This window comes from Soonwooa sp., assembly GCF_032062245.1.
In the GTDB taxonomy this organism is placed as follows: Bacteria; Bacteroidota; Bacteroidia; order Flavobacteriales; family Weeksellaceae; genus Soonwooa.
In genome coordinates this window covers 44,576-57,602 of sequence record NZ_DAMBQF010000003.1, presented here as the reverse complement: position 1 = coordinate 57,602, position 13,027 = coordinate 44,576, and the positions used below count along the sequence as shown (strand labels likewise).

8 protein-coding genes are annotated in these 13,027 nt (G+C 34.6%); 3 read left to right on the top strand and 5 right to left on the bottom strand.

The features are described from left to right. Positions 1 to 260: 260 nt before the first annotated feature. The 5 genes from RT037_RS03000 to RT037_RS02980 form a co-directional block, all read right to left on the bottom strand. The gene (locus RT037_RS03000) at positions 261 to 2,675 is read right to left on the bottom strand and encodes a TonB-dependent receptor plug domain-containing protein (protein WP_313028245.1); all 2,415 of its coding nucleotides are present in this window, start codon (positions 2,673 to 2,675) and stop codon (positions 261 to 263) included. A gap of 281 nt (positions 2,676 to 2,956) precedes the next feature. Further along, positions 2,957 to 3,766 carry a 3-deoxy-8-phosphooctulonate synthase gene (gene kdsA / locus RT037_RS02995; RefSeq protein ID WP_313028059.1) on the bottom strand — a complete coding sequence of 270 codons (810 nt, stop codon included), beginning with the start codon at positions 3,764 to 3,766 and terminating at the stop codon, positions 2,957 to 2,959. 4 nt (positions 3,767 to 3,770) lie between these two features. Beyond that, positions 3,771 to 4,298 (bottom strand): DUF1697 domain-containing protein, encoded by a 528-nt coding sequence (locus RT037_RS02990; RefSeq protein ID WP_313028057.1) that lies wholly within the window; start codon positions 4,296 to 4,298, stop codon positions 3,771 to 3,773. Between the two features lie 87 nt (positions 4,299 to 4,385). Further along, positions 4,386 to 5,861: a hypothetical protein gene (locus RT037_RS02985; protein WP_313028056.1), complete on the bottom strand. Its 1,476-nt coding sequence runs from the start codon at positions 5,859 to 5,861 to the stop codon at positions 4,386 to 4,388. Positions 5,862 to 5,931: 70 nt separating this feature from the next. Further along, positions 5,932 to 9,420, bottom strand: coding sequence for a DUF2723 domain-containing protein (locus RT037_RS02980; protein ID WP_313028055.1), 3,489 nt, complete (start codon positions 9,418 to 9,420; stop codon positions 5,932 to 5,934). 216 nt (positions 9,421 to 9,636) lie between these two features. Here RT037_RS02980 and RT037_RS02975 point away from each other — a divergent pair, with 216 nt between their 5' ends. The 3 genes from RT037_RS02975 (at position 9,637) to RT037_RS02965 (ending at position 12,938) form a co-directional block, all read left to right on the top strand. Beyond that, complete coding sequence (locus RT037_RS02975; protein ID WP_313028054.1) at positions 9,637 to 10,674, top strand: cysteine synthase family protein; 1,038 nt, start codon at positions 9,637 to 9,639, stop codon at positions 10,672 to 10,674. Positions 10,675 to 10,724: 50 nt separating this feature from the next. Then, a complete protein-coding gene (locus tag RT037_RS02970; protein ID WP_313028052.1) occupies positions 10,725 to 11,996 on the top strand; it encodes an aminotransferase class I/II-fold pyridoxal phosphate-dependent enzyme in 1,272 nt (423 codons plus the stop codon). Between the two features lie 612 nt (positions 11,997 to 12,608). Then, positions 12,609 to 12,938 carry a hypothetical protein gene (locus tag RT037_RS02965; protein ID WP_313028050.1) on the top strand — a complete coding sequence of 110 codons (330 nt, stop codon included), beginning with the start codon at positions 12,609 to 12,611 and terminating at the stop codon, positions 12,936 to 12,938. Positions 12,939 to 13,027 lie beyond the last annotated feature (89 nt).

The following is a 13,027-nucleotide window of genomic DNA, read 5'->3' as shown; positions in this document are numbered from 1 at the left end:
TTTATACACAAATTTCGGGATTCTGATTTGGATGAGGAAATTTTCTTATTATCACTTTCTGTGAGGGATGGCAGCGGCATCCTTGCGGGCGAGTGTGGCGGCGGAGCGCAGCGGAACCGTCCGAGCGAGCCCGTTGAGATATAGCGAACAGCCCGACCCAAGTGAGGAACTGCAGGCGCGGCGTAGCAAGCGACGGAAGTTACCGAGCGAAGGGACACAGCCTAAAACAAAAATGCTTCGCAAAATTGCGAAGCATTTTTTTATAATTTAAACTCTAATTTCACATTAAAGAATCGTCCTGTCAATCGAACCGGAACTGGATAATAAGCGGTGCTGTTAACATCATTCACCCATTGATTAGCAACCGTGTTATTGATATTAAACGCATTGAAAATTTGTACACCCAATGTCAATTCTCGGAAGTTACCCCAGAATCCGCCAGTCACTTTGTTATCTTTTTGGTCGATAAATACTTTAGAAAGTCCTATATCTACACGCTTATAAGCTGGCAAAGTTTTTTGGAAAGTATAAGCCGCAGTATAATCTGGTTGTCCATTGCTATCGAACGTAACTGGCGTACCAGACGGCAATCCACTTGCGTAAGTCAACGTCAAGTTAACACGCATACTTGGGAACTTTGGCATATAATCTTGATAGAACAACGAAAATCTAAATCTTTGATCCGTTGGTCTTGGGATATAACCTTTGTTTTCAATATTTTCGTAAACACGAGCATAACTTGCAGAAATCCAAGAATCTACACCTGGTACAAACTCTCCAAATAATCTTGTATCTAATCCATAAGCATAACCTTCAGCATTGTTTTTACCAGAATAACGAATTCTCACATTATCCAAATAATAAGGAATTAAGTTATCAAACTTCTTATAGTAAGCTTCAGTCGTTAACTTAAACGGTTTTGAATCTTTTGCTGTTCCGATACGGAATTCGTAATCGTTGCTCAAGATAATTTGATAAGAACGTTGCGCTTTGATATTCGGGTTAAAATCGCCACTAAGATCTTTAATCTCTTTATAGAAAGGCGCTTGATAATATACACCACCCGTTAACTTGAACAACATATCCATATCCCAATTTGGCTTAATCGCAAACTGAGCTCTTGGGCTTACCAAAGTTTCCTTATTAAAACTCCAGTTTTGTACTCTCACACCTGCATTAACAAAGACTTTGTTATCTCCCCAATTGAATTTTTGAGAATATTGCGCATAAGCCGACAATCTCGTCGCATCGATATCGTTAACACCAGCCATGTGGTATTTTAACTTTAAAGCAGAAGCATCAAGATTTCCTGGAAGGACAAAATCTCTTGGTGTACTGTAGCCTAAAGAATCTACCAATTGCCATTCGTTAGTGTTGTCTTGTAGTTTTTCTTTTTCGACTTTAACACCAACTTCGAAGTCTGTATTTACATTTGGTGAAAAACGTGCTCTCGCCTGCGCCCCCATCGTACGAACTTTAAGATCATTACGAGCGTGATCGATTTGTCCGCCTGCATCGTAAGTTGCTTCTGGATCGCCAGTTTCGGGATTAAAAGCTTGTAACATATAACCCGAAGCAATACTGTAATATTCGCGCTCACGGTTTTGATAAGCAAAAGCATCAACACCAAGATTCCATTGTTTGGTTGGCTTATAGTTAAGGCTTAAAGTTCCCATCATGTTTTTGTACTGATCGTCTTCTTTACCATTATAACCAACAGTCAAACGAATTGGCTGAAACAATGATCCAAACTCAACTTCTTTTTGTTTTGGAATCATCTCGTAATCGTTTTTCGAAAAATATCCTAAAAACGATAATTTTAGTTTATCATTAAAATCGTAGTTGATATACGACTGAAAATCCATGTATTGCGGATTAAAGTCTGTATCTTCATTAAGTGTATTTAAAACCAAATTCGTATTACGGTATCTTCCACTTACTAAAGCTGACAATTTTTTATCCTTTGTTGTTCCGCCCAAAGTTAATCGACCACCGATAAGTGAAGCTTCACCAGAAAGCTCCAATTCTCGTGGTTGTCTATAATAGATGTTAAGCACCGACGACATCTTGTCACCATAACGCGCTTCGAAACCTCCAGCAGATACGTTAAGCGAGCCAACCATATCTGGATTAATGATACTCATCCCTTCTTGTAAAGAGTTTCTAATTAAGAATGGACGATAGATTTCTATATCATTAATGTAAATCAAGTTTTCGTCATAATTACCACCACGCACCATATATTGCGAACTAAGTTCGGTATTGGAGTTAAACTGTGGAAGTGTTTTGATCAAACCTTCTACACCACCAGAAAGTGAAGCAACAATTTGTGCTTCTCTTGGCGAAATCTCAACAGAACTAAGGTCATTAGATTTTGGTTTTATTTTCTTTTGAAAAACAACTTCTTTAATCTCATTAACCTTTGTAACTGGTATAAACAAGACGTTAAGGTTCTGCGTTTTTGGCGTTAGAGGAATTTGTTTAGTAAAAGATTTGAAATCTTCTTTCTCCACCGATAAGCTCGTAACTTCGGTTCCTAAAGGGATTTTAATAAAACCTTTGTTGTCGGTTTGGTATTCTTGATTGTTATAAGTCACTTTTGCTTGGCCAACTGCGTTGCCGTCTTCATCCAAAACTTTAAGGTTAATTTGCGAGAAAACAGCCAAAGGCGTCATCAAAAGAAATAAGGAAATATAATTTTTCAATGCTTCGTTTTTTTGGTCGTTAAATATACGATTAATGTTGATTATTTAAAATCTAAAAACGTGTAAAGCCTTAAAAAGATTGTTTAGATGTTATTAAAATTTTTAATTATTTTTTAATCACAAAAAACTATGTACAAAATACAAATAGCCTAGCTTTGTTATATTAAAAAATCATTCAGATTTTTAATTGTTGTAAAATTTTTTCCACTGAAACAAAAGGAGCTTGATACTTTCAAACTCCTTTTTTATTTTTAAATAATCGCTTCTCGTACGCGCGTCAATTTTTGCATAAGATCTTCTAATCTGTCTAACCTTAGCATATTTGCGCCGTCGGACAACGCCCTTTCTGGTGTTGGATGCGTCTCAATAAACAATCCATCTGCACCCACAGCAATACCAGCTTTCGCGATCGTCTCAATGAGTTCTGGTCGTCCACCTGTAACACCCGAGTTTTGGTTAGGTTGCTGCAAAGAATGCGTCACATCCAAAATAACTGGCGCATATTGTTGCATGGTCGAAATCCCGCGGTAATCAACAATTAAATCTGTGTATCCAAAAGAATTTCCTCTTTCAATAATCGCCACTTTTGGGTTGTTAGAATCTGTGATTTTTTGTACCGCAAATTGCATCGCTTCTGGTGACAAAAATTGTCCTTTCTTAAGACTTACACATTTCCCAGTTTTCGCAGCTGCAACCAAAAGATCGGTCTGACGAACCAAAAATGCTGGAATCTGCAACACGTCAACATATTGCGCTGCCAAAGCTGCGTGTTCGTTTTCGTGGATATCGGTTGTTATCGGAATATTAAATGTTTCGCCAACTTTTCTTAGAATTTCTAGAGATTTTTCTTCACCAATTGTTGTGAAAGAGTCTACTCTACTACGATTCGCTTTTTTAAAACTTCCTTTAAAAATGTAAGGAATATTGTATTTATCAGTGATTTCAATCACTTTTTCTGCAATACGCAGCGCCATATCTTCACCTTCGATAATACAAGGTCCAGCAATTAAAAAGAAGTTTTTGGAATCTTTGTGCTTTATGTTTTCTAAATATTGTATCATAAGATTATTTCTGTTTTGCTATAATTTTTTCAATGGTGTTAAAATTACGACTTGTAAGTTTATCCTTTAGACTTTTCTTTCCCAAAATTTTGCCAAAATCGGATTGCAAAGTATTTCCTTTCGGAGTCTGCCAATAGAACACATCCTTGACAATTTTGGCAGATTCTTGTTCTTTATTTTTAGCGTTTTCAAAAAAAGTCAAAAGCTCTGCTGACGTTTCTTTATCCGAAATAAAAACATAATTATGAAAATCTTCTTTAGTTTTAAAAGGCATATTTTCAGCAATAGCTTCAATTTCTTCCAAACTTCTGACAAACAAAAAAGCCTCGTAACTAAAAGCCTCAGACATCGATTTCTCTAAAATTGGTTTTAAAGCTTCAGCATCATTTTCAGATTCAAAAAGGATATTACCACTTGCTAAAAGGCTTTGTACATTCTGCATTCCCCCTTTTGAAAAAACATCGCAAACGTCTTTCATCTTCATGGAAGTTCCGTTGACATTGACGCCACGAAGAAATGCACAAAATTTCATCTTTAGGTTTTAGGTTTTAGGTTTTAGGTTTTAGGTTTTAGGTTTTACAAAATTAATTCGTAATTCGTAATTCGTAATTCAGCATTACTACTTTATTCTTTCGTACAAATTATAATCTCTACCAGAAGGTTTTAGTTTATAAATTTTTTCCAAAATAGGATTATCACTTTTAAGATGATCTTTAATTCTAAACTCTTTTAAAAGTTTATAATACTGTCTATAATACTCAGATTCAGGATCTTGATAAATATCTTTGTAAGCCAAAATATATTTTGGTTGTCTGTTTTTAATGGTATTAAACCAATAATGTTTTTTGTCCTTTACAATTTCAGTTTGTACGCCACGATCAACCAAACCAACTTCATCAATGGTTTTAAGATGCGAATAATAAGGAACAAAACCTGCTGGCTCTAGGAAAATCCATTGGTTTTTATCTTTTTCATACTTGTCCAAAAATAATCCAATGCTTCGTCTGTAATTCCATTCGCCATTTCCAGTTGCGATAGAATGTATGGTTTGATAAGCAAGCATCGGAATAATGTAAAATAAGAGCAACAAAGCCATCCAAAGATTTGGTTTTGTTTTTTGTTCTAAAATAAATACAATAATCACCGCAAATAACAAAATCTGTGGCACCCAATAATACCAATCGAAATAAGATTTTTGAGAGATAAATATAATTTGTTTAGCCCAAGCAAAAAGAAAAATAATCCATAAAATAATGTTACGAGAATTCTTTTTTGTTACTAAATAAATGAAAGCGCACAACTCAAACAACAACACCAAAATCGTATAAGGATTAAAGCTAGCCGTCATCTTTAACATTCCCCAATAGTTGCCATAATTAATCAAGAAATACTTCCAACTTAGACTCGTTGAAAATTCTTTATGATAAGCCAATTTTTTCGCAGTAATCGTATTGTTGACAACTTCTCCAAAATAAAACCAGTTAAAGGCTAACACAACGCCAACACCGATTATTCCACCTAAAATGTAACGCCAATTTATTTTTTTATTCCAAATTAAATCAACAATAAAAACGATTCCTAAAAAGATAACCGTATCGATTCTCGTAAACAAAATCAGTGGTGGAAAAAGCAATAACGCCCAGTTCTTTTTTTGATAAAATCCATAATACAGCAAAGACATTTCTAAAAAGAAAAGAATACCATATTCCATCCCAAGAATTGAAATCTTAATCGACGGTGGCAAAATCCCGAATAGCACAATGAAAACCGCTTGTTGCCAATATTCTTTTAACAACATTTTCATGAGAAAATAACTTCCTATTGTGAACAAAACTGAATTAAAAATGAGAAGCGGATACATAAAATACGCTTTCCCAAAAATCAAATTGAAAAAATAAGAGACGAAAACATAAGTATGCGTCGTAGAAGATGAGATTTTTTCGTCGCCATTAAAACCTATAACGCCGTAGTCCAAAAGATTCTGAGCGACACGCCAAGTGATCAACGCATCCTCCTGAATATGATGCGTCAAAAGAAACAAAAACTTGATCAACACGATGGCGATACAAGCATAAATGGGTAATTTTTTATTCATTGTTTGTGTTTTATAATAACAGGCCTCAAGAAAACTTAAGACCTGTATTTATTTTAATTTTCAATAAATTTTATTGCGCGACTTTCATCAAAGCTTGTGTCACTTGCGCTTCTTTTTCGGTGGCGTAGGTTGTGTCATACTTATTGGTCACATCAAATAGGTATTGATAAAAATTGGTAATGTTATGAGATTCGTCCAATCTATTAAAAGCTTTCTCTTTCCCTAACATTTGTAACTCTTTTACAAAAGCATTAAATCGCTTATCAATAACTGACACTGCATTAACCGTGTATTGGTAACCTTTGTCTTTTTGACCTATCACATTATAAGCATCCGAGATTGAATTAACCAAATACGCATATTCCATTGGTTTTGCACCCATTTGTCTTGCCGAATAAGCTTGGAACTGAGGCGTTAAACCTAAATAATAATCGTATTCTTTAAAGATATCTTTCTTAATAACCTCCGCCATTTTAAGACCTTTTTGTTCGTCACCGGCAACAATATATGCATGAGCAATGGCACTTACAGAACGTGGATCATTGTATTTCGATTCAGGAATTTCTTTGCTAATTAGATTAAGTAATTCGATGGCTTTTGCTTTTTGACCAGTTTGTGCCAAAGCAACAGCCGCACGGCTTGTTGACAATCTGTAACCCAAAATATTTTCTAATGCTGCAACATCAAAATGGACATTCAGATTTTTGAAATTACCCCATTTATAGTTTTTAATAACATGATACATTTGCTCTGCATTAACTCTTCCTATTTCACCAGACTCAGATTCTGGCGTTTTGATCGGAACCAAACGATAACTGAAACCATCCAATTGAAGATAATCTTGAAGGAAGAATAAGTTTTCAGGATCGTATACGCCACCATTTGAGAAGTTAAGCGGACGTTTCCAATCAAAGTTTGCAAGGATATCCAATAACATCAAATTGTTTTTGAACATGCTATTTTTCTTGTAATTAATCGTAATTGATTTTTCAGCCAAAGGCGCTTCAGCCGCAGTAATGATTCCTGATTTAACAGCATTATCAATGTTAACTGGCAATACAAACTTAGAAACTGGGATAAAATTAAAACGTTCAGTTTTGCTATTTTCACCGAAGATCATTTTTAAGATTTCGGTTTTATTTTCAGATTTTTGTTTTAAGAAATTAACTGCTTCTTTAACTGTCATCGAGTCTTGCGTTAAGAATTTTCTATATTCAGCAAACTCCGTTTCTGGCGCACCCGCTTGGTGTAGATTAGCAAAAATATTCTCCCAATCTTTTTTGGTCATCATATAGATTTGATCATTCGCGCCATCTCTATAATCTTCGTGTACAAATGTTGACGGAACAGGCGCTGCCTCATAAGTTTTACGCTTCATTTGGTCAAGATACCAAGGCGTTGCTAACAATGTAAAGTTTACAATTTTAACATCTGGACGCATCTCTTCCGTCTCTTGTAATCCCCAAACTGGATAAGTATCATTATCGCCAAATACAAACAATAATGCATTTTTCTGTAAAGATTTAATAGAAGAATAAGAATAATCGTAGGCCGCACTTCTTTTGCTTCTATCATGCGAATTATAGTTCTGGAAGCCCATCATTAACGGAATTGCAATTAATACCGCACCTAGAGCCCAGTTTACATTTTTGCTATCCGCTTTTCGTTGTACAAAATGGAAAACCGTCGCTGCTCCCAAACCAATCCAAATCGCAAAGGCATAGAAAGCACCAACCATCGCATAGTCACGTTCTCTAACTTCGAAAGGTTTAACACCTGTGTAGAAAACAATCGCGACACTTGTCAATATAAATAAGGATAAAATAGCATAAAATCTTCCAAAATCTCTATTAAGTTGGAAGAAAAAGCCTAACAATCCTAACAACAATGGCAACATGAAAAAGTAAACTGTACTTGTATTTCGGAATTTCGCAGGCATATCATTTTGATTACCCCAAAGATTATTATCAATAAAAGAAATCCCTGTTATAAAGTTACCATTCGTGTTTTGCATATTTCCTTCAAGGTCATTTTGTCTTCCTGAGAAGTTCCAAAGTAGATATCGAACAAAATAATAATAGTTTTGGAATGTGATAAAATAATCTAAATTCTGTGCTAAACTTGGACGTTGAACATTAATTAATTCAAACTGTTTAGCCTCGTTATAATCGCTATATTTTAAACTTCCGTTCTCGAATTTCTTTCTTAGAGCATCAAAATATTGTTGTGCTTCTTGGCTATTCGCGGCATCTTCGTTATCATAATTAAATGTAAAATCTGGCGCACCATACATCGAGATATAATTAGCAATAACGCTTTTATCTTCACTGAACATTCTTGGCAAGAAACTAACGTGTGCAGGATTAAAGACATAATTAAAACGCTCTCCAACTACACGATAACGTCCAGATTTTTCATCTTTTTCGTAAACATCACCAGTTTTCTTAGTTTTAAAACTTCCGTCTTCATTTTTAAGAATCCCGTTATAATCCAAATATGCGGTATAATTTTGACCATACATTGTCGGCCAATCACCATACTGCACGCGATTGTAGTAATCAAGCATTCCAATAGCATTATCAGGATCATTCAAGTTCATGGGTGGATTAGCATTCGCACGAATAGGAATCACCATCCAACAAGAAAAACCAATCACCATATATAAAATTGATAAAGCAATCGTTTGATACAAAGACTTCCCTATTTTTCTTGAATAATTGATTAAGAAATAACAAATCAATACCAAAACTGCAAAAGCGAAAATTGTCCCACTATTGAAAGGCAGTCCCATTCCGTTAACGAAGAAGATTTCACTCTTACCAAATAAAGTCATAATCAAAGGGAAAATACCTTTAAAAACAACACCTAATATTAATAACGTAACAAGATTTGCAATGATAAAATTCTTCCAAGTGAATTTATAGTTACGAGCATAATACACAAAACATGCCGCTGGCAATGCCAACATACACATCATGTGTACGCCAACAGAAAGTCCTACTATAAAGAAAATTAGGATAATCCAACGCTCACTTCCACGGTCGTGATATTCGTTTTCCCATTTTGTACTTAACCAAAGTAATACTGCAATAAACAACGTTGCCATCGCATATACTTCGCCTTCAACTGCAGAATACCAAAAAGTATCAGAAAATGTGAAAGCCAAAGCACCAATAGCTCCAGAAAACAATACACCAATTTGTTCGGTTACTGACAGATCAGAATATTCTTTATTAAATAATCTTCTTGTGAAATGTGTAATCGTCCAAAACAAAAATAAGATGGTGAACGCACTGCAAATCGCCGACAAAGCATTAATTACTAAAGCATAGTTCTCGGAATTACCTAACGCAAACATCGCAAACACAGCTCCAATTAATTGGAATAATGCTGCACCAGGCGCGTGAGTTACTTCCAGTTTAACTGCGGAAGAGATATATTCTCCGCAGTCCCAAAAGCTGAGACGACGCTCCATCGTTGATAAATACGTGATTAAAGCAATGCCAAAAACAACCCAACCCAAGATGGTATTCCATTGTTTAAAAGTCCAATTCTTCATATTTTACACAAATTAGTGCGAAAATAAGACTTTTAACTGATTTTCATTCGCCTTTTAACAGAATTTTAATTTTTGGCGCAATATTTGAAAGTTTGATAATACTTTAAAAAACCATGAAAAAGCAATAGCTGATATTTTTTAGTGATAAAGACTAACTTCGCTATTATTTTTTTTGTATTTTTGCAAGCAGTTTTTTAGTGAGAAAAATGTTAAATAATGACTAATGTATACGATAACATTCTTGGTTTAATTGGGAATACTCCCCTTATAAAATTAAATCAAGTTACAAAGGACATTCCTGCGACTGTATACGCTAAGTTGGAATCTTATAACCCTGGACATTCTACCAAAGATAGAATAGCGCTTCATATTATAGAAAGCGCCGAAAAGAAAGGACTATTGAAGCCTGACTCTGTCGTTGTAGAAACTACTTCGGGCAATACGGGTTTCTCTCTAGCAATGGTGTGTATTATCAAAGGTTACAAATGTATCCTGGCCGTAAGTGACAAAACAAAACCTGAAAAAATCGCCTACCTAAAAGCTTTAGGAGCAACGGTTTTCGTTTGTCCAGCTAACGTAGCAGCCGACGATCCGAGATCTTATTACGAAGTCGCTAAGCGCCTTGCTAGCGAAACGCCTAATTCTATCTATATCAATCAATATTTTAATGAATTAAATATTGATGCGCACTACCAAACAACTGGCCCCGAAATTTGGGAACAAACACAAGGTAAAATAACTCATCTTGTGGCTTGTACTGGTACTGGCGGAACATTAACTGGATCGGCTAAGTATTTGAAAGAACAAAATCCAGACATTCAAATTATTGGTGTTGATGCGGATGGTTCTATTCTTAAAACTTATCATGAGACAGGTAAAATAGATAAAACTCAGATTCATCCTTATCAAATTGAAGGCATGGGGAAAAACTTAATTCCTTCTGCACTTTTATTTGAGAAAGTAGATCGTTTTATCAAAGTTAATGATGAGATGAGTGCTTACCGTACAAGAGAAATTGCTCTTAAAGAAGCTATTATGGGTGGTTACACAACTGGTGCTGCGGTACAAGGATTAATACAATATGCTAACATCAACCCTCTTAAAGAGACCGATGTTGTTGTTGTTATTTTCCCAGACCACGGTTCTCGTTACATTACTAAAGTGTATAGTGACAAATGGATGGCAGAACAAGGTTTCGTCAACAATTGCTTTCACAATTACGAAGAAGTTTTTAAAACAGAAATAATTAAATAAAAATACTCCCGGTTTTTATCGGGAGCTTATTTTTTATAAAGAAATAGTACATGGATATTTTTGACAGAATTAAACAAAACCCTGGACCATTAGGACAATTTGCAGATTATGGCGAAGGTTATTTTATATTTCCAAGATTAGAAGGACCAATCGGCCCAAGAATGCAATTCCAAGGTAAAGAAGTTATCTTCTGGAGTGCCAACGATTATTTAGGACTTTGTAATCATCCAGAAGTTATTGCTGCAGATGCAAAAGCAGCAGCAGAATATGGTATGTTCTACCCTATGGGAGCACGTGCAATGTCTGGAGAAACTGACCAACATTTACAATTAGAAAAAGAGTTAGCAGATTTCGTTCAAAAAGAATCGGCTTATCTACTTAACTTTGGTTACCAAGGTATGGTCTCTACAATCGATGCTTTAGTTGATCGTCATGACGTTATTGTCTATGATATGGACTCTCACGCTTGTATCGTTGACGGTGTAAGATTGCACTCTGGCAAGCGTTTTACCTACAAGCATAACGATATCGAAAGTTTAGAAAAAAACTTAAAAAGAGCTACTAAAGTTGCGGAAGAAACAGGTGGCGGAATTTTAGTAATTACTGAAGGTGTTTTCGGAATGAGAGGACAACAAGGTAAGTTAAAAGAAATTTGCGCACTAAAAGATAAATACCAGTTCAGATTACTGGTTGACGATGCGCACGGATTTGGTACCTTAGGAAAAACTGGAGCCGGAGCGGGTGAAGAGCAAGGTTGTCAAGACCAGATTGATGTATATTTCTCAACTTTTGCTAAGTCTATGGCTGGTTTTGGAGCATTTATCGCTGGTAATAAAGACATCATTAGATATCTAAAATTCAACTTAAGATCTCAAATTTTTGCTAAATCTTTGACAATGCCGATGGTTATTGGTGGTCTTAAAAGATTGGAATTATTAAGAACACGTCCAGAAATTAAGGCTAAACTTTGGGAAAATGTATATAAACTACAAAACGGATTAACAGAAAGAGGTTTTAACCTTGGTGACACCAACACTTGTGTAACGCCAGTTATGATGCAAGGTACACCAGTTGAAGCGACACTTCTAGTAAAAGATCTTCGCGAAAACTTCGGAATCTTCACATCGGTTGTTGTATATCCAGTTATTCCAAAAGGGATGATTTTATTAAGATTAATCCCAACAGCTTCTCACACAGACACAGAGATTAATGAAACACTTGCAGCCTTTGAAGCAATCCATGATAAATTGGTTAGCGGCCATTACAAGGAGCAAGCTGAAAAGCTGTTAGCAGAACAACATTTAGAATTCAAACCAATCTAGGTTATAAAAAAACAATCCTTACAACGTCGGTTTCTTTATAGAAGTCGACGTTTTTTATTTACTAAATTAATAAAATATCAATACATTTTCTAACAATAATGTAATAATTACTTTTTAATAAAGTAAATAAAAACCCACTTTCTTCATAAATTGAAATTATAAAAAACTGCTACATTTTAAAAAATTAACTAACGTTAGTTAGTTTGTAGATAGATAAATTATCTACTCTTTGTACTAAAATCAACAACAACAATTTTTAATATATGGGTTATTAGTGTATTACAAAATTTTAAATCTTTCTTGCATCATTAACAAATGTTTGTATATAAACACCGAACAAAAAAAGTAATATTTTATAAATATTATAAAATATTACTTTTTTTGTTCGTATAAAATTTTAAGGATTTTATATTTAAAAAATACAATAAACCGAACAACAATTTTAATTCTGAAATTATTCAGTTAACTGAAAATTTCAACCAACAATTGAGTTACTATGAAAAGAAATCAACTAAAGGCTTTTTTAATTCTTCCTGCTGTTTTGGCATTTATTTTTGGAAACGCACAATCTTACGAAGATCAAATTTCAAAATATTTAAAATCTGATAAAAAATGGCTGCATTGCCAACTGCAATCAACGATTTTAAAATTAGAAATATCGACAACTCTCAATCTATGAATGCAGATGTAGTAGTTGTGCAACAAACAATAAACGGAATACCTGTTTTTGCAAAATCTGCAACTTTTTTAATAAAGGATAAAAAAATAGTGTCCGCAAATAACGGATTAGCAACTTCAGTTACTAGCACATCTAAGATTGCAAGTAATAAAGCTAGCCTAAGTGCCGAAAGTGCATTCGCTATTGCTGTTAATCGTTTGAAAATTAAAAATCAGGCAGATTATAAATTCGCAACAAATAATTCTGATAAAAAGGACTTTTAAAAATAAATTCGGTTGCCGATGTAACCGATGAGGTAGTTTATTTTATTAAAGGTCGCGAAGCAAGATTGGCACATCAAATAAGATTTAGC